Here is a 24978-nt window from a genome sequence, read left to right as displayed (position 1 = left end):
CTATGACGGACTGGCATACACGAGCCATTATCTACCAGATTGATACCGCGCTTTTTTACGATATAAACGGCGATGGCTGCGGGGATATCGCCGGGATAGCGGCCAAGCTGCGCTATATTCGCCGCATGGGGGCGACGGTTATCTGGATCACCCCGTTTTACCTCACGCCCTTTCTGGATGAAGGCTACGACGTCAGCGACCATCTGCAGGTGGATCCCCGCTTCGGAAAACTGGCCGATATTATCGCCTTTATCGAACAAGCCCGGGAGCTGGGCATGCAGGTCATTATTGAGCTGCTGATCCAGCACACCTCCGACGCCCATCCCTGGTTCCAGCAGGCTCGCCGCAGCCCCACCTCGCCGTATCGCGACTACTATATCTGGTCGGATAGCGACGACGACGACACGCGACCCATGTTCCCCGGCGTGGAAAAGAGCATCTGGAGCTGGGATGACGAGGCGGGACAGTATTACCGGCATATGTTTTATCGTCACGAGCCGGATCTGAACCTGACCTCGCCCGCCGTGCTTAAGGAAATTGAGAATATTATCCTCTTCTGGCTCAAGCTGGGGGTGTCCGGGTTTCGCCTCGATGCCGCGTCCCACCTCACTACGCAGGCGGGAAACGGTGACGAAAAGAAGGGCCTGTGGATCCTGGAGCATATGCGCCGTCTAATCCAGGAGCGTAATCCGGACGCCATCCTGCTCGGTGAAGTGGACGTGGACGTTGAGACCTATAAAGACTACTTCGGCAATAACGACCGCCTGCATCTGGTGCTTAATTTCTGGCTCAACAAGTATTTCTACGTCAGCCTGGCCAGGAAAAGCGCCCGCCCACTGCGCAACGCGGTGAAGAAAATGATCGTCCCGCCCGATTCATGCTGCTTTGCCAACTGGCTGCGCAACCATGACGAGCTGGATCTGGAAGGGATTAGTCAGAAAGATAAACAGTTTGTCCTCGACACCTTCGCCCCTGACGAGGAGATGAACGTCTATCAGCGCGGGATCCGCAGACGCCTGGCGCCGATGCTGAATGGCGATCAAAAGCGGCTGGCGTTCTGCCACGCGGTGCTCTTCTCCCTGCCGGGCGTGCCGGTGATGCGCTACGGAGATGAGATCGGCATGGGTGATGACCTGGAGCTGGAGGAACGCTACGCCGTTCGCACCCCGATGCAGTGGGCAGGTTCGCAGGGCGGCGGTTTTTCGGCGGCCGATCCTGAAAAATTTATTGCGCCGATAATCGACCACGGACCCTATCGCTATCAGAAAATCAACGTCGCCGATTCGCTGCTTCACCGCAACTCGCTCCTGCACCGGATAATCGATATTGCCAATACCCGCTCGGAGTTCCCCGAAATTGCCGTGGCGCCCTTTCGCCTCATCACCCTCGATCATGACGCGGTGCTGGGGATCTATTACGAGACCGACGAGCGCAGCATCCTGACCTTCGTTAACTTCAGCGACCAGCCCGTTCAGTTCACCGCAAAGGGGATCCGCCACGCCACCTGGACCGCCTGCCTTGAGGACAAACGCTACGACGACGCGCTGGTTTGCGGCAAAACCGTCGCGCTCAGTATTAGCGGCTACGGCTACCGATGGTTCTGGACGCACCGCAGCGCGCTGCGCTGATTAGCGTTTCCGCCGGGCGATCAGACGGGTCAGCATAATCCCCGCCACCGCGAGCGCCCCCAGCGCCACCTTACCCGGCATACCGGAGGTGACGGACGGGGCGCGGTCTTTTGCTTCGTCCGTAAAACGCCCATGGATTTTGTGCAGGTCGTTAACCGGCTGGTCGAGATAGTCCCGGCGATCCGCTGCGTTCAGATCGTCGGTCATCTGGCCTTCCCAGGCCTTTTTCACCATCAGCCGGTCAAGATAGCCCGGGAAGAGAAATTGCCCGACGATGGACTGGATGGTGCTGCTGCCCACCCACAGCTCGCGCACCGGTTTCTGTGCAACTTTAAAGATGGCCCTGGCGGCGACTTCAGGCTCAAAGACCGGCGGCACCGGGCGCATAGCCCAGGCAAACTTATTCCTCGCCCATTCGAACTGCGGCGTATTGAGGCCCGGCATTTGAACCATCGAAAGCTGTACCCGGCTGTTCTCGTGCATTAGCTCAGTTCGCACCGCATCGGTGAACCCGCGGATCGCCGCTTTGGCTCCGCAGTAGGCCGACTGCAAAGGGATGGAACGGTAGGCCAGCGCGGAACCCACCTGAATAATCACGCCCCTGTCGCGAGGCACCATCAGCTCCAGCGCGGCGCGGGTGCCGTTGACAAACCCGAGGTAGGTAACATCCGTCACGCGACGAAACTCATCCGGCGTCAGGGTACGAAACGGTGCCAGCACGGCCCCCATCGCATTGTTGACCCAGACATCAATCGCCCCGAGGCGATACTCGATCTCATTAGCCGCATCCACCACCGCCTGGCTGTCGGCGACGTCCGCCTGCACCGCATGGGCATTAACACCAAAGCGGCGCAGCTCTTCCTGGGTTGAGTGCAGGCTGGCTTCATCGCGGGCGATAATCCCCACATTGTAACCTGCCTTTGCAAAGTGCAGCGCCGTGGCTTTTCCCACGCCCGCCGTCCCGCCGGTAATCACTATGACCGCCATAGAACCTCCGCGTGAATTTAGCCGTTATTGCCGTCCGACAGTTTTGTCACCAGTTCCGCGAGCGAGTAGAGCACCGCTTTCTCCACCACATCCTCACAGTCGCCGGAGAAAAGGACGGTGCGGGTTTCCGTCTCGCCGCGCACATTCCAGGCAAAGCAGACCGTACCCGCCGCGGTGCCGTCATCGCCCCCTTCCGGGCCCGCATAGCCGCTGATAGCGATGCTGATATCCGCCCGGGCAATGTCGCGGATGCTGGCGGCCATCTCGGTCACCGTCTGTTCACTGACGGCGGTGTAGCGCGCCAGCGTCTCAGGACGCACGCCGAGGATCCGCGATTTGGCTTCATCGCTGAACACAACCAGCCCGACATCATAAAAATCGGCCGTGTTTTCCTCTGCACACAGCGCCACCGAGAGCTTTCCTCCCGTGCAGGATTCCGCCGTGGTTAAGCGCAGCCCGGCATCGGTTAATTTACTCGCCAGCTTTTTGGTGAGTTCACTCACGGTAAAATGACTGTCGTGTAAAAGATTGCTCATCTTGCCGCCTCTTATTTCTCAAAAGGAATGATTGAAATATGACCATTGCGCTCAAGTATGGCATATTTAATTCCACTCATTTCTGTAATGCCATTATTCTGTCGCGCTGACACCAGAATATCATCACAGGACACGTCGACTTTTTTTAGCTTATCCGCTAGCGGCACGCCGTTTTCAACCAGAATTACCGGTGTACCATCCAGAATATTCTCCACCGGTGAAAAATACTTCTTCATAAGCCCAAATATAATGTCAACTACCACCAGTGTGGTAATGGTAATCATCGCGCCGGTGACGGAGAAGTCCTGACCCAGAAGCGCCTGTTGCGTCGCCTCACTAATAATCAAGAGGAGGATGAGATCAAAGCTGGTCATCTGCAGCAGCGCGCGACGCCCCGCCACTTTAAATACCACCACGAGAAACAGATAAATCGCCAGCGCGCGAAAGACCATATCCATATCAGCCTCCTACGGATAAATAAATTGCCAGATATTTATTTCTGGCTCGTTGTTGACGCGGATGACGGTGTTCCATTTACCGGCTCTGGAAGGTGTCGTGAAGTATAAAACAGAGAAATTGTCTGATTTTTGCAGGTCGTCATAGACCAAATAGAGGTTTTTTCCATGGCTATACATTTTGTCCGGCTGCGGCCAGACGCTGCCGGGCTCGTACACGTCGCTGCTGTCGCTGGTCAGGCTGAGAGTATAGCTGCCCTCCGTTTTCACCGGGAATGTGAACTGCATTCTTGACTCCGTCTCCCGCCTGCCAAAACGTTCATAGTTTATGCTCAATGAGTTAGCGGTATTGGTTTTGGCCGCCTCGCTCACCATTCCGCTGGAAAAAAGACCGGCAACCGCTGCGATGATAATAACCAGGAGGACCACAAAACCCACCTGCCGAAATGTATATTCGAACCTCAGCAAGCGATAACTCTCATCTATCCCGGGTAACTTTTCATTTTCACGCTTCATGGCCGTCATCACCGTTTCGCTTATTTAATGATAGTTTTGATTTCAAAAGAGAATGTTTTTAAGACTTATCACATTTGCCACATAAAGGAATAGCAACAATACTTAATATGTCAAGACACTCAAAAATGAAGGATATCAGATGAAATTATCACTTATTTCCGCCTTTTTGATATTTCTGGTTCCAGCCGCATGGGCTGATAATAACGGCGGGTTACAAAAAGGTGAAGCACCGCCGCCCCCCCACGCGCTGGACAGCGGATATCGTGGAACCGACGACGCGCGTATTATGACCATCGAACAGGCAAAACAAATGCACGATGGCGCGACAATTTCATTGCGCGGTAATCTTATTGACGGTAGCGGCGATAAGTTTGTATTCCAGGATAAAACCGGAAAAATCGACGTTATTATTCCCCAGGCAGTCTTCGACGGCAGAACGGTAAAACCCGATCAGATGATCAGTATCAACGGTTCGCTTGATAAAAAATCATCTCCTGCCGTCGTTCGTGTTGATCGTTTGCAGAAATAATTCAGCGAAGCGTTAACGCTGCAGCTATCCATCAAATCTCACCCCTTGGCTTAAGGAGTCAGCTATGAGTGATACAACACAACGTACGAACGCTTACCCGCAGCCCCCGTTCCCGGAACAGCCGCAAACGCCGCCGGGACTGGCATCCGAAATGCAGCCGGTACCCGACCACGGGGAAACAAGCTACAAAGGACATGGCCGCCTTGCCGGCAAAAAAGCGCTGATTACCGGTGGTGACTCCGGTATCGGTCGCGCGGTGGCTATCGCCTATGCGCGTGAAGGCGCTGACGTTGCGATCAACTATCTGCCTGAAGAAGAGAAAGATGCCGCCGAGGTCATCGATCTGATCAAAGCGGAAGGTCGTAAGGCCGTCGCGCTCCCGGGTGACGTCCGGGACGAAACCTTCTGTCAGAATCTGGTCGAAGAAGCCGTCTCGAAACTGGGCGGGCTGGATATTCTGATCAACAACGCAGGCCGTCAGCAATACCGGGAATCCCTTGAAGAGCTGACCACCGAAGATTTTGACGCGACGTTTAAAACCAACGTTTACGCCCCCTTCTGGATCACTAAGGCGGCTCTGCGCCACCTGAAAGCGTCGTCCGTGATCATTAACACCTCTTCCGTTCAGGCGGTGAAGCCCAGCCCCGTGCTGCTAGACTATGCCCAGACGAAGGCCTGCCTGGCGGTGTTTACCAAATCCTTAGCCAAACAGCTGGGTCCGAAAGGAATTCGCGTCAACGCGGTCGCCCCCGGCCCGTACTGGACGGTATTGCAGTCCAGCGGCGGGCAGCCGATGGAAAAAGTGAAGGAGTTCGGCGGTGATACCCCGCTGGGTCGTCCGGGGCAGCCCGTCGAGATTGCTCCGCTGTACGTCACGCTGGCCTCCGATGAATGTTCCTTTACCTCCGGTCAGGTGTGGTGTTCTGACGGCGGGGACGGCGTGATTTAAAAATGCGTTACCCTTTTCTCCCTTCCTCGCAGTGAGCAATAAATGAACAAGGACGTTCATCACCCGCCTTGCCTGAAAAACATGTTGTAACTCAAACAGATCAAATGTTAAAAATATTTTGCTATCAGGTTATCAAAATTAAACAACTTAACTTGTCACCCGCATCGCTCTGTTTTTAACATCGCCTATGGAAAAAAATGGTCTGTTCAGTCAGCGCATACGCTTGCGCCATTTGCATACATTTGTGGCCGTCGCTCAACAGGGAACGCTGGGGCGTGCGGCTGAAACTCTTAACCTGAGCCAGCCTGCGCTCTCTAAAACCCTCAACGAGCTGGAACAGCTGACCGGCGCCCGGCTATTTGATCGCGGTCGGCTGGGGGCACAGCTGACTCTGGTAGGCGAACAGTTCCTGACGCACGCCGTGAAGGTGCTGGATGCGCTCAACACCGCCGGCCAGTCCCTGCACCGAAAAGAAGAGCTCTCCAGCGAGGTGGTTCGCGTCGGCGCCCTGCCAACCGCGGCGCTGGGGATTCTGCCGCCCGTTATTGGTCAGTTCCACAAGCAGCAGCGCAATACCACTATTCAGGTTGCTACCATGAATAACACCATGCTGCTCGCGGGGCTTAAATCCGGTGAACTGGATCTTGGTATCGGTCGAATGTCCGACCCTGAACTGATGGGCGGCCTCAATTATGAACTGCTGTTTCTGGAATCCCTGAAGCTGGTGGTTCGTCCCGATCACCCCCTGCTTCAGGACACCGTGACGTTAAGCCGGGTGATGGAGTGGCCGGTAGTGGTTTGCCCAAAAGGGACCGTTCCGCGCCAGGCCGCTGAAACTTTGCTGCAGATGCAGGGGTGTACGCTGCCTTCAGGGTGTATCGAAACGCTTTCGGCCTCCCTTTCGCGTCAGCTCACCCTGGATTATGACTACGTCTGGTTCGTGCCTTCCGGTGCGGTAAAAGACGATTTGCGCCAGGGGACGCTGACCGCCCTGCCGATCACCTCCCCCGGTGCGGGCGAACCCATCGGCATTCTGACCCGGGTGGATACCCCACTTTCCACGGGCGCACAGACGCTGCTGAGCGCCATTCGCAAATCCATGCCTGTTTGACCTCTTACCCCTCACCCTAACCCTCTCCCCTTAGGGGAGAGGGAACTGGCCTGTGCGTTAATCAAATAATGCGGAATGATTCATTAACAATTGCGCAAAACAATTTAACAGTTTTATCATAGCCACGAATTCACCAAATGGTTCGCATATCATTTTATAAATACGAATTCACTCGTGTTAATCATTGCATTCCCCGCATTTATTACCCAAATGGTACACACTCAGCACGGCGGGGGATTTAAAGGAGACAGAAATGGCATTTGGCAGCGCGCCGCGCGGGGTACCTCGTATTCTGCAGTGGCTTCTTGTCGGACTGATGATGCTCATCGGTCTGGCGGTCGGCGGGTTGGGCTTTAAGCTCGCCACCGTAGGCGGAAGTATTTACTTCCTGATAATGGGCGTGGTGATGGTCGTTGCCGCGCTCCTGATTTTCCTCAATCGCAGCAGCGGGATCCTGCTTTACGGCATCGCGTTTATTGCCTCGCTGTTCTGGGCAGTAAGCGATGCGGGCTGGGATTTCTGGCCGCTCTTCTCTCGCCTGTTCACCTTTGCCGTACTGGCCTTCCTCTGCGCCATCGTCTGGCCTTTCCTGCGTGCTGCGAACCACAGCGCCGCGAACAAGGCGCCCGCTTTTGGCGTCGCGGCCGTGCTCGCGCTGGCGATGCTGGTGAGCCTCGGCTGGATGTTTAAGCCACAAAACCTCGTGGCCGCGAACGAGCCCGTTCCGGTTAAACCCGTCGCACCCGGTGAGCAGCAAAAGAACTGGGAGCACTGGGGCAATACCACCCACGGCGACCGTTTCGCCGCGCTGGACCAGATCAACAAGCAAAACGTCAGCGATCTAAAAGTTGCCTGGGTTGCGCACACTGGCGATATTCCGCAAAGCAACGGCTCCGGCGCGGAAGATCAGAACACGCCGCTGCAGGTTGGCGACACGCTGTATGTCTGTACCCCGTACAGTAAAGTACTGGCGCTGGACGTGGATTCCGGTAAAGAGAAATGGCGTTATGATTCCAAAGCCACCGCCCCTAACTGGCAGCGCTGCCGTGGCCTGGGCTATTTTGAAGATCACGAAATCGTGACAACGTCACAAACAGACACATCGCCTGCGGCCTGCCCTCGCCGTCTGTTCCTGCCGACCACCGATGCCCGCCTGATTGCCATCAATGCGGATACCGGCAAGGTCTGCGAAGACTTCGGCGACCATGGCACCGTTGATCTGAGCGTCGGCATGGGCGAGATCAAGCCCGGGTATTATCAGCAGACCTCCACGCCGTTGGTGGCCGGCAATGTCGTTGTCGTCGGCGGCCGCGTCGCGGATAACTTCTCCACCGGCGAACCGCCGGGCGTGGTGCGCGCCTACGACGTTCACACCGGTAAACTGGCGTGGGCGTGGGATCCGGGTAATCCGAACCTGACCGGCCTGCCGCCGGAAGGCCAGACCTACACGCGTGGCACGCCGAACGTCTGGTCAGCGATGTCTTACGACGCTAAGCTAAACCTGATCTATCTGCCAACCGGCAACGCCACTCCGGACTTCTGGGCGGGTGAGCGCACCGCGCTGGACGATAAATACAGCTCTTCCATCGTCGCCGTTGACGCCGCCACCGGACAGGTCCGCTGGCATTTCCAGACCACCCACCACGATCTGTGGGACTTTGACCTGCCTTCCCAGCCCCTGCTGTACGACCTGCCGGACGGCAAAGGCGGCACCACACCTGTGCTCGTCCAGACCAGCAAGCAGGGCATGATCTTCATGCTTAACCGCGAAACCGGCAAGCCGGTGGCGAAGGTAGAGGAACGTCCCGTTCCGGCGGGTAACGTTGAAGGTGAACGCTACTCACCGACCCAGCCGTATTCCGTGGGCATGCCGATGATTGGCAACCAGACGCTGACCGAGTCCGACATGTGGGGGGCGACGCCTGTTGACCTGCTGCTGTGCCGCATTCAGTTTAAAGAGATGCGTCATCAGGGCGTCTTCACCCCGCCGGGTCTCGACCGTTCCCTGCAGTTCCCCGGCTCGCTCGGCGGAATGAACTGGGGCAGCGTCTCCGTTGACCCGAACAACAGCCTGATGTTCGTCAACGATATGCGCCTGGGTCTGGCAAACTACATGGTGCCGCGCGCGAACGTGGCGAAAAACGCCAGCGGCATCGAGATGGGGATTGTCCCGATGGACGGCACGCCGTTCGGCGCGATGCGCGAACGTTTTCTGTCGCCGCTGGGCATTCCGTGCCAGAAGCCGCCGTTCGGCACCATGTCGGCCGTTGACCTGAAAACCGGCAAGCTGGTGTGGCAGGTCCCTGTCGGCACGGTGGAAGATACCGGCCCTCTGGGCATTCGCATGCACATGCCAATCCCGATCGGTATGCCGACGCTGGGCGCGTCACTGTCAACCCAGTCCGGCCTGCTGTTCTTCGCCGGCACCCAGGATTTCTACCTGCGCGCGTTTGATACCGCCACCGGGAAAGAGATCTGGAAGGACCGTCTGCCGGTCGGCAGCCAGTCCGGCCCGATGACCTACGTCTCGCCGAAAACCGGCAAGCAGTACATCGTGATTAACGCCGGGGGCGCCCGCCAGTCGCCGGATCGCGGTGATTACGTTATCGCGTACGCGTTACCCGATAAGCAGTAACAAATGAAAAAGGGACCGAAAGGTCCCTTTTTTTTCCCGGTGGCGCTACGCTTACACGGGCCTACAAATACAAGTAGGTCGGGTAAGGCGAAGCCGCCACCCGACAAAACTCACGGCTCAGAACGTCTCCCAATTATCCCCCGAAACCGTCGCCGCCGGGCGCAACGGCGCGCTCGTCGCCACTGGCGCTGACGCCACCGCGCGGTTCGGCTTCGCACCGCTCAGACGAAACGCCCCGACCGCCTCGGTCAGACGCGCCCCCTGTTCTTCCAGCGACGCCGCCGCCGCGGAGGCTTCTTCCACCAGCGAGGCGTTCTGCTGGGTCACTTTATCCATCTCCGAAATGGCCTGGCTGACCTGCACGATACCGCGGCTCTGCTCGTCAGATGCGGCGGCAATTTCCAGCATGATGTCGGTCACGCGCTTAACCGCTTCGACGATCTCATTCATGGTGTTGCCTGCGGCAACGACCTCACCGGAACCCTGGTCAATCAGCGACACCGATTCGTTGATCAGGCTTTCGATCTCTTTTGCGGCGTTGGCGCTGCGGCTGGCCAGAGTTCGGACTTCGCTGGCCACCACGGCGAACCCGCGCCCCTGCTCGCCCGCGCGCGCCGCTTCTACCGCCGCGTTAAGCGCCAGGATATTGGTCTGGAAGGCAATACTGTTGATCACCGCGGTAATCTCAGAGATTTTCTTCGAACTGGTCGAAATATTGCCCATGGTTTTCACCACGCCGGAGACCATCTGGCCGCCGCGGCTGGCTTTTCCGGAGGCATCCTCCGCCAGCTTGCTGGCATGATGCGCGTTATCGGCGTTCTGCTTCACCGTCGCGGTCAGTTGCTCCATGCTCGCGGCTGTCTGCTCAATGGCCGCGGCCTGCTGCTCGGTGCGCGAAGAGAGATCGGTGTTACCGGCTGAAATCTCGCTGGTACCCCGGTAGATCTCCTCCGCCCCCTGACGGACGGTGCCGACCGTTGTTTCAAGGGAGTGCTGCATGGTTTGCAGATCGCGCGTCAGGCGGCCAATTTCGCTGCGTCCGGCCACGTCGTCCGGCATCGTCAGGTCGCCTTTGGCGATATTCTCGATACGTTTCGCTGCACGCTGCAGCGGATTAATGACGGTGCGGCGCAGCACAACGAAGGTCATGGCGGTCAGCACCAGCGCCAGCGCAAACGCCCCCACCATAAACATCAGGCCCAGCTGCGTGCGGCTGTGCGCCTGTGCCGTCAGCGCATTGGCGCGGTCGGTACGGATCTTAATCGCCTTCAGCAGAACGGCGTTGTAAGCGTCATCCAGCGGGCGGGCGGTTTCATTTTCGTGGTTGATGATCGCCTCGAACATGCCGTTTTTGGCAAATTTGACCATCGGCTGCAGGCCCCCGATATAGGCATCGTAGCGTGCCTTCAGGTCCGCATCCAGCGCTTCGTCCGCCGGGCTACGCACGGAACGATTCATATAGGCGGTAAAGCTATCCTGGGACTGCTTAATTCGCGTTTCCGCCTCGCGGATGTTCTGCTTCATCGCTTCCATCTCCGCGATACGGCTTGCCGCCCCGGCGTGGATCATATTGATACGCGCGGTTCGCAGATGGTTTGAGCTGTTCGACAGCCCCATACGCACCTGAATTTCAGATGTAACGTCCTGCTGATCGTTATCAGCCTGCAGCAGGAAATACCCCGCCAGCCCTGAGCTCAAGGCAAACAGCAGAATAATGCCACCGAGAATGGAGGAAAACAGCGGAACCAGCCTGATGTGATGCAGGAAGCCCAGCTTGCGCTGCGCCTGCATCGAAGTAGTGTTGTCCATGACCGTCGACTCTCTTGTAGGGAAGATGCGTAAAAACATGCGTGTTAAATAGTCATCGGCACGGTGGGGATTTAGATTACGGCTAAAAACGCCGCACTGGTCACACTTTAGAGAAGATTATTAAAGAAATGCCAGCGGCTAAAAACCGCTGGCAGAAGAGTTACTTGTCGCCGAAATGAATGACGGTGCGGATGGATTTTCCTTCGTGCATCAGATCGAACGCGTCGTTGATCTGCTCCAGCGGCAAACGGTGGGTAATGAACGGGTCGAGCTGAATTTTACCGACCATAGCATCCTCCACCATGCCAGGAAGCTGGGTACGCCCCTTCACCCCGCCAAAGGCGGAGCCGCGCCAGACGCGTCCTGTCACCAGCTGGAATGGACGGGTTTTGATCTCCTGGCCCGCCCCGGCCACGCCGATGATGATGCTCTCGCCCCAGCCTTTATGGCAGCACTCCAGCGCGGAACGCATCACGTTCACGTTGCCGATACACTCGAAGCTGAAGTCCACGCCGCCGTCGGTCATCTCTACGATGACCTCCTGAATCGGTTTCTCGTGATCTTTCGGGTTCACAAAATCGGTCGCGCCCATTTCGCCCGCCAGCTTGAATTTTTCCGGGTTGGTATCGACCGCGATGATACGACCGGCCTTCGCCTGGACTGCGCCCTGAATCACCGCCAGACCAATGCCGCCAAGACCAAAAACCGCCACGGTGTCGCCCTCTTTGACTTTTGCCGTGTTATGCACCGCGCCAATGCCAGTGGTTACGCCGCAGCCCAGCAGGCAGACTTTATCCAGCGGCGCCTGAGGGTTCACCTTCGCCAGGGAGATCTCCGCGCAAACGGTGTATTCGCTGAAGGTGCTGGTGCCCATGTAGTGATAGATTGGCTCACCGTTGTAGGAGAAACGGGTGGTGCCGTCCGGCATCAGCCCTTTCCCCTGGGTAGCGCGAACGGCCTGGCAGAGGTTAGTTTTGCCGGATTTACAAAACTTACACTCGCCGCATTCCGCGGTATACAGCGGGATAACGTGATCGCCAGGCTTCAGGCTGGTCACGCCCTCGCCCACTTCCACCACAATCCCGCCGCCTTCATGACCCAGCACCGCCGGGAAGACGCCTTCCGGGTCGTCACCGGACAGGGTAAATGCATCGGTATGGCACACGCCGGTATGGGTGATTTTGATCAGCACTTCGCCTTTTTTCGGCGGTGCTACGTCGATTTCGACGATTTTCAGCGGCTGGCCGGGGCCAAATGCGACAGCAGCGCGAGATTTCATAGTGACGTCCCTTATTGTGAAGTGTGTGAGTTTATTTTAGATAAGAGCGCAGCAAATGGCCGACTTCCGCCATGCGTACGGCTCGCTGATCCGGCGTTGTGTCTCCCGTCACCAGCTCGTCTTTGAGATGAATTTCAACCATTTCGCCCATCAGACCATTGGCAGCGCCGCGCACGGCGGCAATTTGCTGCAGGATGGCCAGACAGGGGTCGCCCGACTCCAGCGCGCGTTCAAGGGCATCAACCTGGCCCCGAATGCGACGAACGCGCGTCAGAATACGTTTTTTATCCTCGGGTGAGTGCGGCATATACCCTCCTGATACTATAGGGGGGTATTGTATCTTTTAAAGCAACTTTATGTAAACATTAAGTTTTATATGGTTATTAGCCGGTTTCTTAACATGTTAAAAGTTTCGGTACGCAACTCTTATTCTCCCTGCCCTATTCGTGATATTAGATAAAAAGCGAAGAGGTATCTGAAAATGATTTTCTGCTGCCTGAATTAAATACCCGGCGACAGTCAGGGAAAATGAGGATGTGTCAAGATCTGAATACTATTCAGAAAAACGCAAACCATAAACTAGCTAAGCAGGACGTTTTTGTGTTAAATGGTGACATCAATCAGCAGGTGATCATCGTGAAATTTTTTTGGCTAATTTTAAAACTCATAACAGCATCACTTTATGTGTTCCTGGTAGTTTTTAGTTCTGGATTTGTAGGTTCGAGTACAGCCAATGCAATTAATCTTGAAACACTTAACCTAAACTATGAATTAATTGCAAAGGATTCGGCGGCATACGCAATCTGCGCAACTGGTGCGACATTAGTTGTGCCACCTGTCTTATATTTAATTCAGCATTATGTCTGGCCTGTATTGAAGTTTATCGGCCTGAAGATTCGCTACTTCTTTCATGGATACTAAAACTTCGCAGGTTTTTAAACGAAGGCAATAACCCATCGCTAGACGCTCGATGAGCAGGATTAACTGACTGTAGGTTAGGCATTCAATACGCTTGATAATGTAGTAAAAGAAAAAACGTAAAGTCTCATCCTGATGAGCCGATAAAAACAGGGTCTTTTTTATTATAGGGAAATTACATGCGTAAACTCATCTCCTCCATTGGGCTCATAGCGGGTATGGCTGCAGCCTCACCCGCAGTTCACGCCAGCACGTTGACACAAAGTTTGACCCGTTGCGACTCAACCTTTTTCAGCGAGATTTATCATCAGCGAGCCAAACTCAGCCGCTTAGCCCCCTTAACGCTTAACAAGCATTCGCAGGCCTGGTTCAAAGCCCCTGAAGACGGCAATCGCAACGTCTGGTTTACCCAACCACTGCATGAATTAAATCTGACGGTATCGGGATATTATATACAAACCAGCAATCTCGATGAAATCAATTACGGTAAGTACTATTACTGGGGACTAATTTTCAAAGAGTCACCGGAAGAAGTAATGTCCAAACTCGATCGTTTATCCTGGAAAAAGGCGGGAGACGATTATGTTTCTCAGACGATGATTAAAATCAACCCAAACAGTGACTGGGAAGACAACGCGCAGGCGGTGTCAGGTATTGCTCCGGCAAAAGAAAGTACCGAAAAGCTGTTAATGCTCAGCAAAGGTAAAGACGGGACATTATTGCTCTGTACCGTTCAGGGGAATGTAACGCCTGACATGCTGACGACATTACGACCTGATTTATCCGCAGGGGGTGCGAAATGAAAAAGCTAACATGGCTGGTATTACTTATGCTGACAGGTTGTACCGGGATAGGTAAACCCCTGCTGCAGTCTACGCCCAAGCCACCGGCTGGCGTCATAAAAATTCTTGAAGATCAAAAAGTCACTTCATATATCGATCTTCGGGTGATTTCAACTTATCAGGGTAACGACCACTTGCGCCGCTTTTATTTCATCAATAACTACGCCGAGCAGGAACTCATCATAAAAAATCCTCCCGTCTACGTAGCGAGTTCCCGGGCAATCGACGTGATTAATTGCGACAAAAACGAGCGTGCCATTATGGCGCGAACCTATTTTTCCAAACCGTTCGCGGAAGGCGATGTCATACATGTGTCACAGGATGTGGGGCAATGGGAAAGTTTCCCGAAAGGCTCTCTTTTTGGGATAATAGCTGAAAGCATGTGCAGTATTCCCGTTGAAAAACTCAAGCCAGAGCCGGCGAAAGAAAGTCGCAAACCGTTACTGGATTGATAGAACCTTCACGACCTAAGCTTCTATGGACAAACTAACAACACTCTACATTAAAGCGCGCGCTGGGCTGTCCCCCTACGAAAAAACGCCCGAATCCTTATTGATAAAAATGGCAAAGCAATGTGGTCGCAATGAGATAGCCGCTATCCATATCAGGCTCAAACAGTTCCGCTCAGAGCTTGCGATGGCTGAAGAATGGGACGGTGATGAGCAGGACATGATATGGGAAGCAATTGACGAGCACTGTAAGTTGTTAGGGCTGATCGCTGACAAATAGTCCACCTTTTTCGGAGGACAAATTTAACTTCATCCCTCAGTCCATTCAGCGTTGATAGCGCCGAAAATATTGTAATGCCAGGGGATCAACCTGGCATTCGTGCCCCAGATTCCTTCCCCGCACCTGCGTAATGACGCGGGTTAAAGCCAGAACAATATGGCCCTCACAGGAAAAAACTTTGTCAACGATGAAACTAGTCAGCAAGATCGGTCAGGATTATGTCCATTCGGTGAGGCAAAGTGGGTCATCAGGAGGATGCAATGAACGATGCAATCAAAACGGCCTACCGCGAGCGCTTCACGATGGTGTGCGACTATATCGCCAACCATCTCGATGAACCGCTTACGCTGGAGAAGCTCAGCGCGTTAGCCTGCTGTTCGCCTTATCATTTTCACCGACAGTTTCTGGCATTTAGCGGTCAGCCTCTGTATCGCTATATCCAGTGGCTGCGTCTGCGTCATGCTTCCTGGCGACTGGCGTTTAATCCTCAGGATAAGGTGATTGATATTGCGCTCGATGCCGGGTTCCAGAGCCCTGAATCGTTCAGTCGCGCCTTCAGAAACGCGTTTGGAAAAAGCCCGCGTCAGTTTCGGCAGCAGCCGGACTGGCTGAACTGGCACCAGCGCGTACCGAAAATGACCTTTCAGGAGCAAAAAACGATGGAAGTTAAGATTGTCGATTTCCCACAGACCCAGGTGGCAATGCTGCAGCACCGTGGCAGCCCGGATCGGGTTAATGACAGCGCGGCGAAATTTATTGCCTGGCGTAAAAGCACGGGCCTATCGCCAGTACACGAAAGCAGCACGTTTGGCATTGCCTGGGATGACCCGGCAACCACACCCGCAGACGCCTTTCGTTTCGATATCTGCGGCAGTATCTCGGAACCGATACCAGAGAATGAATTTGGCGTTTCCAGTGGTGAAATTGACGGCGGACGTTACGCTGTTGGCCGTCACACCGGTTCGCTGGATACCATTTCCGCCACGGTGTGGGCAATGTTTCGCGACTGGCTACCGGCCAGCGGCGAAACGCTGCGCGATGCCCCGGTGTTTTTCCATTACCTCAATTTTATTCACGAGGTGCCAGAACATGCGCTGCAAACGGATATCTACCTGCCGTTAAAGTGACTATCCCTTATTGACCGCCATTTCTGCCGGGCGGCACAGCGCTTGCCCGGCCTACAGTCCCCTGCCAGCCTGCGCCAGCGTTTGCAGCTCCTCCTTAAGCCATCGGGTCGCGCCCCGCTGGCCGCTGCGTTTATGCGAGTATATTTTCACTTCAAACGTGTGTATCGAAAACGGTAAAGGAAAAATCCTCAGGTCCGCTGCCGTCGTCAGCTTCTCAGCGGCAAAACGAGGGATCGCCATCAGCAGGTCGCTTTCCGCAACGATAAACGGTGCGCTCAGCATCGACGGCGTTTTGATCGCAATGTGCCGCGTATATCCCAGCTGCTCAAGCCGTAAATCCAGAACGCCCTGCTTCTCATTCCACGGCGTCACCACCAGGTGTCGGGCAACGAGGTAATCCTCCAGCGTCAGCCGCGTCCGGCGCGCGTTGCTGATGACCACATACTCATCTTCAAACCAGCCGATCTCCTCCAGTTCCGGATGGCGGATATCATCCGGCGTGCTGAAACCGAGCGCCAGATCCACTTCACCCGCCAGCAGTTCCGTCAGCGCCGGGCTGTGCGGCAGATAGCGCAATTCAAAACGCAAGCCCGGGGCAGCAGTCTGCAGCTTGTGCATCAGGGCGGGAAAAATGCACAGCGCGGTAAAGTCCGTAATCCCAATTTGTACGCTTTCGGTACTGCTGGCCGCGTCAAACTCCGGCTGCGGGGTAAGCTCCTGATTAAGAAATGACAATGCGGAAGCAATGGAAGGCGCGAGCTGAGAAGCATACACGCTGGGGGACATACGATGCCCTTCCCGAAAAAAGAGCGGATCGTTAAGGGTCGTACGCAGACGCGACAGCGCATGGCTTAGCGCCGAGGTGCTCATCGCCAGCTCGTCGGCTGCGAGGCGAACGGAACGGTGGCGGTAAATGGCGTCAAAAACGGGCAGCAGGTTTAAATCAAGACGTCTCAGAGCCGGATGCATAATATTCATCATTTGTTGATTTCATTGCACTTAATTCTTCGGACAATACTCCGTATGCTTAACGCCATCAATCGCGAACCATGCAAAAAAACAGGAAAAACAATGAGCATAACCCTTCGTCAGGCCCGTCCCGAAGATGCCGCGGCCATTTACGCCATGATCTATGAGCTGGCGGTATATGAAAAAGCGCCCGAAGAGGTCGTAACCACGCCGGACGAGATCCGGGAAACCCTCTTTGGTGCGGGCAGTAAAACCGAGGCGTTGATCGCTGAGTTTGACGGCAGGATCGCCGGCTATGCCGTGTTCTTCACCAGCTATTCGACCTGGCTTGGACGCAATGGTATTTATATGGAAGACCTCTATATTTCCCCGGACTATCGCGGTAAAGGCGCGGGCAGAGCGCTGCTGAAACATATCGCGCAGCTCGCGGTAAAACGGCAGTGTGGCCGCCTTGAATGGAGCGTGCTGGACTGGAACCAGCCCGCCATCGATTTTTATCTGAGCATTGGCGCGCTGCCGCAGTCCGAATGGGTGCGCTACCGTCTTGACGGCGAAGCGCTGCTCAAATTTGCCGAATAATGACCACCTGAGCCGTATGTTCCCCTCACCCTAACCCTCTCCCCAAAGGGGCGAGGGGATTGTTCGCTGCTTGCGTTTATTTATGAGGATCCCTCAGCTCATCAGTACAGTCTGAATAGATTAATAACGTGTGCTACAATTCCATAAATTTCATTAACATATTGTATAGCAACATGAGTACGACTCCTTTCGTCCGCCCGCAACTCACCCTGCCCAACGGCGCTGATAAACTTCTGCTGCACTCCTGCTGCGCCCCCTGCTCCGGTGAAGTAATGGAAGCCATTCAGGCCTCGGGTATTGATTACACCATTTTCTTCTATAACCCCAATATCCATCCGCAAAAGGAATACCTCATCCGCAAGGAGGAGAATATCCGTTTTGCGGAAAAACACGGCGTGCCGTTTGTCGATGCCGATTACGACACCGATAACTGGTTTGAACGCGCGAAAGGCATGGAGTGGGAACCCGAGCGCGGCGTTCGCTGCACCATGTGCTTTGATATGCGTTTCGAGCGCACCGCGCTTTATGCGGCAGAAAATGGTTTTAGCGTTATCAGCAGTTCGCTGGGGATTTCCCGCTGGAAAAATATGCAGCAGATAAACGACTGCGGCCAACGTGCGGCAGCGCGCTATCCGGGGATGGTCTACTGGGACTACAACTGGCGCAAACAGGGCGGCTCCTCACGCATGATTGAGATCAGCAAGCGGGAACAGTTTTACCAGCAGGAATATTGCGGCTGCGTGTATTCCCTTCGGGACAGCAACCTGCACCGCAAGTCACAGGGCCGCCCGCTTATCCGGATTGGAAAACTGTATTACGGCCAGGATGAGAACGAAAAATAACGCTCTCATCTCGTGTAGATATATCCGAAAACAGGTCAATCCCCTCCGAAATTTAGCGTTACGCCTCTCATCTTTTCAAAGAGAGGCTATCCTTTAACTATCAACAAAAGGAGGCAAAAATGTCTGATTTCGGTACTGATAAAAACACCCAGTTTGCTGAAGACAAAGCAAAAAATAAATTTGATGAGCTTGCAGGTTCAGCCCAGCAGCAGTTCGGTGAATTTGTTGATTCACCAAAACACCAGGTAAAAGGCGCTGCGAAAAAATATGCGGCGCAGGCCAGCGATGCCGTCTCTGACGTCACTGAAGCGGTCAAAAATAATCCGCTGACCGGTCTCATCGCAGCGGGTGCCGTCGGTATTGTGCTTGGCTTGTTGCTGGGACGTAAATAATCAAGGCCCTTCGGGGCTTTATTTTTTAGCTGAACAATCTCACCATACGGTCTAACTCCTCCTCTTTCACGGCGCGCGAAAGATAATATCCCTGAAAGTTTTTCACACCCAGCTCAACTAATTTTTCAAATTTCTCTTCACTGTCAACGCCCTCTGCAATGCAAGCCGTTCCGGTCATGTCGCTGTAAATCTGTATCGCTTTAATCAGATTATAATCGTTGTCGTTCGCCACAAAATGATCGACGATGTCCCGGTCCAGCTTTAGCCCATCAAAATGCACCTGCCTGACGGGGAACATGGCGTGATGGCTTGAGAAGCAGTCGTCAAGAAACAGTCTGCACCCCGTATTACGCAGATGGCGCATGGTTTCAGGGATATTTTTGTCTTTCGTAACATCAATATCTTCCGCGAATTCAAAGACCAGCTTTTCCGCCCACTGGGGGTTGAGCAGCATGCCGATGGCTTTCCTGGCCATCTCTGGCAGTGCATTCCCGGACGCCAGGCGAGGCGGTATATTCACTGAAAAATAGAACTTACCATTATATTTATTAATCCCGGAAACGGCGGCATGAATCACCAATGCCGTAATTTTTAGCCATACTTCATAATTATCGATATCATTCAAAAAACGGGCGGGCTTGACTATTTTTCCGTTTTTATTCCAGCGAATGAGTATCTCAAACCCCACTCCTTTTTTGTCACAATCGGTAATAATTTGATAAGCGGGGAATATTTCCCTTTTTACCAGCGCATTAAAAACCTCCGCTTCTTTATCCGTGAAGTCCACTCTTTGACTTTGGCTTTTAGTCCGCTTTTCCACTTTGAATGTGTGCGGTTCATTCAACCATCGTTTAATATAATGTAATTTCTGCAAACCTTCTTTACGATGGGTATAAACCGTTTTATTAGAAAGCCTCAGTCTGTCGCACATATCTTTTATGGACATGCCGCGATAGAAATTTAATAAAACATCAACCTCTCTTCTTGTCAGCCATTTAAGGTTTTCACGCGACGAGCAATCCAGATAGTAATCGCGTAATAAGCGCGAGCGGTCTCTAAAACCATTATTGTGGGTGTGGAAGCAGGTTATTACATCAGAAACGCTGGCTATACGAATCAGTGATAATTGATAGCTGTTATTTAAAAGGCTACCCAGAGTTCGATAGAGCCAGCTGTCGGGTATATCACCATACAGGGTTACACAACGAATAACAGGAAGTGCATTGAGTACGGAAGCCAGTCGCGTCAGGCTCTCCAGCAGAGTTACCGTACCTTTCCCCAGGAACACTACGATGTGAGCATTCTGATGAATAAGGATATTTTCCTTGTCCAGTTGAGATAGCTCATCTCCATCAAAATGTATATGCGCAGCCTCTATTCCGTACTTTTTGAGCAGCAGGCGATACCCCTGAAACGTAAAACCGCAGGTTGAAATGACAAATCTTTGCTCATTGCTCGCGACATTCCTGAGAGAAACTTTATGGGTCATAACCTGCTCCTGGGCACGAAAGCGCCATTATTATTATGAATATGTAAACCAACAGCGGTGTGTATAATAATTTTACAATACACCTCCAGGTTAAGATACTGTTATCAACGCCACGCACCGGAACATCTTTGCGTTAATCACCCTTTTCCACGCACCGATATAAATATATGTTTCTTTTAAAATAACGACCGCAAGCCACTTTTTCTCAGGTATAATGAAAATTCCGAAAAAGAAGGCTGGATACTTCATCTATCGGCTCATCAAATACGAGAAAAATGCTATGGATAATCACATCTCATCCAGGGCCTTGCTACATCGAAGGGATGTTATAAAGAGCAACCCGCGATTTAGTGAGGCAATATTAGAGCACTACACAATCAATGACGCCATCTACAAAAAACAACCTTTGTTCTATAAGACAATGCTTCAGGAATCACGGTTTAACATTATCCTCTCCATGTGTTGTTTTATATTTGGCAATCAGGCCGAATCTGTTTCAGAGATTAAAGAGTTATGTTCCCGCTATAAAATAGCCAGCCCCAACAGCGTAATTGCGATCATTACAATACTTCGGACCACGGGGCGCATCAGGACCTGGCGCTGTACGGAAGATCGGCGTAAAACAAGAATTGCCCCAACCGAAAAAGGATTGAATGAACTCAAGCGCTATATGTCCGGTGCATTTTTGCCCGTCAGCACTCTTTACCCGACGTTTAATATTGATGTAAACCTGCTGGATAATGACACGTTGAGAAATAATTTCTTCCGCCGCGCGGCGGAGTATCTCTTTCGTGGATTAACGTTCAGAAAAGTTTTACCGGAGGTAGGGTTATTTATAGATAAGGACGGAGGCCGCATGATTATGCTGTATCTTTACCTGCAGGCCATAAAAAACAAATCTGCCCATGGCGCAGTTATTGACTATTCCGCCAGCACGCTCGCGAAAGAATTCTTTGTCTCCCGGATCCACGTCAACCGAATTATCAAATCGGCGCAAGAGGCAGGCTATCTGAAAGATCGCGGTGACGGTCGCCTGTCGGTGTATCCGGCGTTTTTCGAACTGGTCGAAAACTATGCCGGATTATATTTCGCCTACGTCACACATTACATTAACGTGGTGCCGAAGGAGCGACGCCACCCAAACATCGTAACGTCAACGGTATAATGCAGATGGCGTTCGGTATCCCGAACGCCAACCCTTATCTCTCGCGCAGCGCCTCTTTTGCCTTGTTCAGCGGTTTCAGCAGATAATCCAGGATAGTTTTGCTGCCGGTTTTGATATCAACGGTAGCAATCATGCCCGGAAAGACCGGAAAGGCTTTGCCCTGCTTATTGGTCAGATGGTTACTGTCGGTACGGATGTAGACGCGGTAGTAGTAGACATCTCTTTTCACCTCGTCCTGCAACGTGTCCGGTGAAATCATGGTCACCTCGCCCTCCAGCCCGCCGTAAATGGAGTAGTCATAGGCCGTAATTTTCACCAGCGCTTTCTGGCCGGGGTGGATAAACGCAACATCGCGCGGCGAGATTTTCGCCTCAACCACCATCTGATCGTCCAGCGGGACCAGGCTCATCAGCTTGCCGTTCGGAGGGATAACGCCGCCCACGGTCGTGACGTCAATATCCTTCACGATCCCGCGCACCGGCGCGTTGAAGGTCAGCCGGGTCAGGGAGTCCTCACGCCCTTTCATCACCGAACGCTGGGCTTCAATCTCCGCGTTGGCTTTCGCCAGCTCTTCGCGGGCGCGGACGTAATACTGGTTTTTCATCTCGGTAATTTTGTTCTCAAGCTCATTTTTTTGACGCTCAAGACGTAACACCTCAACCTTGCTGGCCGCCCCCTGGGTGACCAGCGGACGGGTCAGCGACAGCTCGCGCTGGACCAGCTCGGCGCCCTGACGTAAGCCGGCCAGCCCTTTTTCAAGGCTCTCGCGACGGGACTGATAAAGCGCCGTTTCCTGTTTAACCAGCTCAACGTCATCGTCCAGCTCCTCTGGAAACGCGAGCTCCGTGTCGTTGACTTCGGCCTTCAGACGCGCAGCCGTTGCCAGCGCCGCGTTCAGACGAGACTCGCTCTCCAGCACGCTGGACTCGGTTTTGGTCCGGTCAAGCTGTGCCAGCTGCTGACCGCGTTCCACAATGTCACCTTCGCGCACCATCAGGCTGTGAATAATCCCCCCTTCCAGGGACTGAATCACCTGCTCGTGGGAAGACGGTATCACCTTGCCGCTGCCGGTCGTGACTTCATCCAGCTGGAACAAGCTCGCCCAGGCGATAAACACCGCCAGCAGGGCGAACAGCGACCATGCCACCAGTGACGATCGCGGCATGCGAGGCTCTTTCAGACGGCTGTTAAAACGGGAGAAATCGTTCATGCCACGCCCTCCGTTTTCATGGTAACAGTACGCTGCGCTGCTTTCTGCGGCGCCATACCGTGCTGATGCAGGATCGCGTCGCGCGGGCCGTCCATCACCACTTTGCCGTTTTCCAGCACGATGATGCGGTCGACCAGGTCCAGAATCGGCAGGCGATGGGTTGCCACCACCAGCGTCCGGCGCTTGCCCAGCCATTTGTGAAGATGCTGAATAAACTGCTTCTCGCTCATCTCATCCAGCCAGGCGGTAGGCTCATCCAGCAGCAGGATATTAGGGGAAGTGATCAGCGCGCGCGCCAGCAGCAGCGCCTGACGCTGGCCGCCCGACAGGCCAGCCCCGCCTTCGTTGATGATATAGTTCAGCCCCATTTTCTGCTTGCGCACAAACTCCAGCGCGCCGCTGTTGACCAGCGCCTGATGAATTTCATCGTCGGTGGCGAGCGGATTCCCCATCAGGATGTTGTCCCGCACGGAGCCAAAGAAAAGCCGGGCCTGCTGGCTAAGCAGCTGCATGTCGCGACGCAGGTCGGCCGGGTCCAGGTGATTGAGAGCAATATCGTCCAGCAAAATGCTCCCCTGCTGCGGCTCCTGCATGCCAGCAAGAAGCTGCAGCAGCGTGCTCTTGCCGGAGCCGTTACGCCCGAGCACCGCCACGCGCTCCCCGGCGCGGATCTGCAGCTTGCTGATGTTGAGCACGGTAAGTTTCTCTTCCTCGTCGTAATAGAACCCGACGTCTTCAAGCGCATAGTCGCCGCGCAGGTGCGCTTTGTGCACCTTCTTGCCGTGTTGCGGATCGTCAATCGGGCGCTGCATCAGGTCGTCCAGCCCCTTGCGGGCCACTTTTGCCGACTGCCAGCGCGAGAGCACGCCTGAAATCTGCGACAGCGGCGCGATGGTGCGCGACGCCAGAATCGAGGTCCCGACCAGCGCGCCGGTGGTCATGTCGCCGCTGATGACCAGGTAGCAGCCCACCAGCAGCACCACCGCATAGACGATGGACTGCACCTCCTGCGTCCAGGTGAGCAGCAGGCCCGTCAGCCAGCGCTGCTTCATGCCGACGCTGGCGGCCACGTCGTTGGTGTTGTTCCACTGGTTCTGGAAACGCTGCTCGGCGCGCATCAGCTTGATGTCTTCAATGCCCTGCACCGCCTCCACCAGCGTGGCGTTACGGATGGCGGATTCGCGCATCCCTTCGCTGGAGAGCTTCCCCAGCGGGCGCTGCACCAGCAGGCCGGGGATGAGCAGCAGCGGCACGGCGAGCAGAACCACCAGCACCAGCGGGCCGCCAATCATCCACAGAATAAAGACGAACAGCAGGAAAAACGGCAGATCGGAAATCGCCGCAATGGTGGTCGAGGTGATCAGCTCGCGCACCGACTCCAGCTCGCGGATCTGGGCGATAAAGGATCCGGTTGATTTCGAGCGCGCGCCGTTTTTAATCCGCAGCGCGTGGGCAAAAACGCGTTCAGAGATGCGCAGGTCGGCGCGCTTCCCCACCACGTCAGAAATATGCACCCGCAGCATGCGCATGATGAATTCGAACACGATGGCAATCATCACGCCGCCAAACAGCACCCACAGCGTGGCTTCCGACTGGGACGGTACCACCCTGTCATAGACCTGCATGGAGAAGACCATGCCGGAGAGCGCCAGCACGTTAGCCACCAGCGCCACCAGCATAATGTCGCTGTAGCGTCGCCAGTCCTTCAGCGCCAGCTGCCAGAACCAGTTTTTCTCATACGGTTTGATGTAGTCGTCCACGCGGGCATCCGGCGTGGATTCGAGGGGGCGCAACACCATCAGCCCCTTTAACCGTGCCCCGAGTTCGTCACGCGTCAGCGTCGTCTCCAGCCCGCCGTCGCCGCTGAACTGCAGGCTGACGTTGCCATCGTTGTCCATGCGGTTAATGACCGCGATTTGTCCGCCAGTGAATTCCGCCAGAAGCGGCAGGCGCCATGGATCGAGAGAGACCGCCTCGGCCGCCACCACACGCATCCCCAGCCCAAGCTGGCGCGCCATTTCCTCCAGCACCAGCTGGCGCGGAGACTGGCTTTCATGGTTAATCGTGACCCGAACATGCTCCGCGGAAAAGTCCAGCCGGTAGTGCTTCGCGATGATGAGCATGCCCTGCAGCCAGGGTTCGTACTGTGGATGTGTCTTCATAATGCTACGTCCTGTCCAGGGCGATAATTTCGCCCTGAAATGATACCTTTACGGGGTGATTAAAATTCGAACACTCTTTAAACGAGCCCGCAAAATAATCTTGTGAAATATAGGGTTATG

General features: G+C 54.4%; 25 protein-coding genes. 14 read left to right on the top strand and 11 right to left on the bottom strand.

Annotation, left to right across the window (positions count from 1 at the left end):
* Nucleotides 1-2 precede the first annotated feature (2 nt).
* Nucleotides 3-1628, top strand: a complete 1626-nt coding sequence (locus V1603_RS14415) for an alpha-amylase family protein (RefSeq protein WP_395312823.1) — start codon at nt 3-5, stop codon at nt 1626-1628.
* On the opposite strand, the gene V1603_RS14410 is transcribed toward V1603_RS14415, so the two are convergent.
* Genes V1603_RS14410 through V1603_RS14395 form a run of 4 tightly spaced genes read right to left on the bottom strand, consistent with a single transcriptional unit; the run spans nt 1629 to nt 4122 of the window.
* Nucleotides 1629-2615: an SDR family oxidoreductase gene (locus tag V1603_RS14410; protein WP_163329313.1), complete on the bottom strand. Its 987-nt coding sequence runs from the start codon at nt 2613-2615 to the stop codon at nt 1629-1631. It lies immediately after the preceding gene.
* Between the two features lie 17 nt (nt 2616-2632).
* Nucleotides 2633-3151 carry a 2-oxo-tetronate isomerase gene (locus tag V1603_RS14405; protein ID WP_395312822.1) on the bottom strand — a complete coding sequence of 173 codons (519 nt, stop codon included), beginning with the start codon at nt 3149-3151 and terminating at the stop codon, nt 2633-2635.
* 11 nt (nt 3152-3162) lie between these two features.
* Nucleotides 3163-3609: a DUF421 domain-containing protein gene (locus tag V1603_RS14400; protein ID WP_116340006.1), complete on the bottom strand. Its 447-nt coding sequence runs from the start codon at nt 3607-3609 to the stop codon at nt 3163-3165.
* 9 nt (nt 3610-3618) lie between these two features.
* Nucleotides 3619-4122 carry a hypothetical protein gene (locus V1603_RS14395; RefSeq protein ID WP_233003559.1) on the bottom strand — a complete coding sequence of 168 codons (504 nt, stop codon included), beginning with the start codon at nt 4120-4122 and terminating at the stop codon, nt 3619-3621.
* A gap of 139 nt (nt 4123-4261) precedes the next feature.
* Between V1603_RS14395 and V1603_RS14390 the strand changes: the two genes are divergently transcribed.
* The 4 genes from V1603_RS14390 (at nt 4262) to V1603_RS14375 (ending at nt 9346) form a co-directional block, all read left to right on the top strand.
* Nucleotides 4262-4651: a YdeI family stress tolerance OB fold protein gene (locus tag V1603_RS14390; protein WP_163329309.1), complete on the top strand. Its 390-nt coding sequence runs from the start codon at nt 4262-4264 to the stop codon at nt 4649-4651.
* A gap of 64 nt (nt 4652-4715) precedes the next feature.
* Complete coding sequence (locus V1603_RS14385) at nt 4716-5600, top strand: SDR family oxidoreductase (protein ID WP_166711091.1); 885 nt, start codon at nt 4716-4718, stop codon at nt 5598-5600.
* Between the two features lie 187 nt (nt 5601-5787).
* Nucleotides 5788-6711: a LysR substrate-binding domain-containing protein gene (locus V1603_RS14380; RefSeq protein WP_116340012.1), complete on the top strand. Its 924-nt coding sequence runs from the start codon at nt 5788-5790 to the stop codon at nt 6709-6711.
* 253 nt (nt 6712-6964) lie between these two features.
* Entirely contained in the window at nt 6965-9346 is a 2382-nt protein-coding gene (locus V1603_RS14375; RefSeq protein WP_395312821.1) for a glucose/quinate/shikimate family membrane-bound PQQ-dependent dehydrogenase, read from the top strand.
* Between the two features lie 117 nt (nt 9347-9463).
* On the opposite strand, the gene V1603_RS14370 is transcribed toward V1603_RS14375, so the two are convergent.
* From V1603_RS14370 to V1603_RS14360, 3 genes are all read right to left on the bottom strand, one after another.
* Complete coding sequence (locus tag V1603_RS14370) at nt 9464-11155, bottom strand: methyl-accepting chemotaxis protein (RefSeq protein ID WP_395312820.1); 1692 nt, start codon at nt 11153-11155, stop codon at nt 9464-9466.
* Between the two features lie 160 nt (nt 11156-11315).
* Entirely contained in the window at nt 11316-12434 is a 1119-nt protein-coding gene (locus V1603_RS14365; protein WP_166711085.1) for an S-(hydroxymethyl)glutathione dehydrogenase/class III alcohol dehydrogenase, read from the bottom strand.
* Between the two features lie 31 nt (nt 12435-12465).
* Entirely contained in the window at nt 12466-12741 is a 276-nt protein-coding gene (locus V1603_RS14360) for a metal/formaldehyde-sensitive transcriptional repressor (RefSeq protein ID WP_028013093.1), read from the bottom strand.
* 227 nt (nt 12742-12968) lie between these two features.
* Here V1603_RS14360 and V1603_RS14355 point away from each other — a divergent pair, with 227 nt between their 5' ends.
* The 5 genes from V1603_RS14355 (at nt 12969) to V1603_RS14335 (ending at nt 16050) form a co-directional block, all read left to right on the top strand.
* Nucleotides 12969-13355 carry a hypothetical protein gene (locus V1603_RS14355; RefSeq protein WP_395312819.1) on the top strand — a complete coding sequence of 129 codons (387 nt, stop codon included), beginning with the start codon at nt 12969-12971 and terminating at the stop codon, nt 13353-13355.
* Between the two features lie 176 nt (nt 13356-13531).
* Nucleotides 13532-14155 (top strand): hypothetical protein, encoded by a 624-nt coding sequence (locus tag V1603_RS14350; protein WP_116340022.1) that lies wholly within the window; start codon nt 13532-13534, stop codon nt 14153-14155.
* The gene (locus V1603_RS14345; protein WP_233003519.1) at nt 14152-14646 is read left to right on the top strand and encodes a surface-adhesin E family protein; all 495 of its coding nucleotides are present in this window, start codon (nt 14152-14154) and stop codon (nt 14644-14646) included. The genes V1603_RS14350 and V1603_RS14345 overlap by 4 nt, the downstream gene beginning before the upstream one ends.
* A gap of 25 nt (nt 14647-14671) precedes the next feature.
* Nucleotides 14672-14923: a hypothetical protein gene (locus V1603_RS14340; protein ID WP_116340023.1), complete on the top strand. Its 252-nt coding sequence runs from the start codon at nt 14672-14674 to the stop codon at nt 14921-14923.
* Between the two features lie 260 nt (nt 14924-15183).
* Nucleotides 15184-16050, top strand: coding sequence for a GyrI-like domain-containing protein (locus tag V1603_RS14335; protein WP_166711083.1), 867 nt, complete (start codon nt 15184-15186; stop codon nt 16048-16050).
* Nucleotides 16051-16101: 51 nt separating this feature from the next.
* Here V1603_RS14335 and V1603_RS14330 read toward each other — a convergent pair whose 3' ends face one another.
* On the bottom strand, nt 16102-17031 hold the full coding sequence (locus V1603_RS14330) for a LysR family transcriptional regulator (protein WP_395312818.1): 930 nt from the start codon (nt 17029-17031) through the stop codon (nt 16102-16104).
* A gap of 90 nt (nt 17032-17121) precedes the next feature.
* On the opposite strand from V1603_RS14330, the gene V1603_RS14325 reads away from it, so the two are divergent.
* From V1603_RS14325 to V1603_RS14315, 3 genes are all read left to right on the top strand, one after another.
* Entirely contained in the window at nt 17122-17598 is a 477-nt protein-coding gene (locus tag V1603_RS14325) for a GNAT family N-acetyltransferase (protein WP_045260478.1), read from the top strand.
* 173 nt (nt 17599-17771) lie between these two features.
* Nucleotides 17772-18440 (top strand): epoxyqueuosine reductase QueH, encoded by a 669-nt coding sequence (locus V1603_RS14320; protein ID WP_163329285.1) that lies wholly within the window; start codon nt 17772-17774, stop codon nt 18438-18440.
* A gap of 119 nt (nt 18441-18559) precedes the next feature.
* Nucleotides 18560-18832 (top strand): YqjD family protein, encoded by a 273-nt coding sequence (locus tag V1603_RS14315; protein WP_116340031.1) that lies wholly within the window; start codon nt 18560-18562, stop codon nt 18830-18832.
* Nucleotides 18833-18857: 25 nt separating this feature from the next.
* On the opposite strand, the gene V1603_RS14310 is transcribed toward V1603_RS14315, so the two are convergent.
* Nucleotides 18858-20321, bottom strand: a complete 1464-nt coding sequence (locus V1603_RS14310) for an EAL domain-containing protein (protein ID WP_395312817.1) — start codon at nt 20319-20321, stop codon at nt 18858-18860.
* 280 nt (nt 20322-20601) lie between these two features.
* Between V1603_RS14310 and V1603_RS14305 the strand changes: the two genes are divergently transcribed.
* The gene (locus V1603_RS14305; RefSeq protein ID WP_116341127.1) at nt 20602-21486 is read left to right on the top strand and encodes a MarR family transcriptional regulator; all 885 of its coding nucleotides are present in this window, start codon (nt 20602-20604) and stop codon (nt 21484-21486) included.
* 34 nt (nt 21487-21520) lie between these two features.
* Here the strand turns inward: V1603_RS14305 and V1603_RS14300 are convergent, their stop codons facing one another.
* Nucleotides 21521-22696 (bottom strand): HlyD family type I secretion periplasmic adaptor subunit, encoded by a 1176-nt coding sequence (locus tag V1603_RS14300; protein ID WP_116340035.1) that lies wholly within the window; start codon nt 22694-22696, stop codon nt 21521-21523.
* Entirely contained in the window at nt 22693-24858 is a 2166-nt protein-coding gene (locus V1603_RS14295; protein ID WP_163329279.1) for a type I secretion system permease/ATPase, read from the bottom strand. The genes V1603_RS14300 and V1603_RS14295 overlap by 4 nt, the downstream gene beginning before the upstream one ends.
* Between the last annotated feature and the right edge of the window lie 120 nt (nt 24859-24978).

It is taken from the genome of Enterobacter sp. ECC-219, from assembly GCF_043966805.1.
GTDB classification, from domain to species: Bacteria; Pseudomonadota; Gammaproteobacteria; order Enterobacterales; family Enterobacteriaceae; genus Enterobacter; species Enterobacter cloacae_N.
Note: the sequence above shows the minus strand (reverse complement) of the source record. Positions and strands in the feature narration are given on the sequence as shown.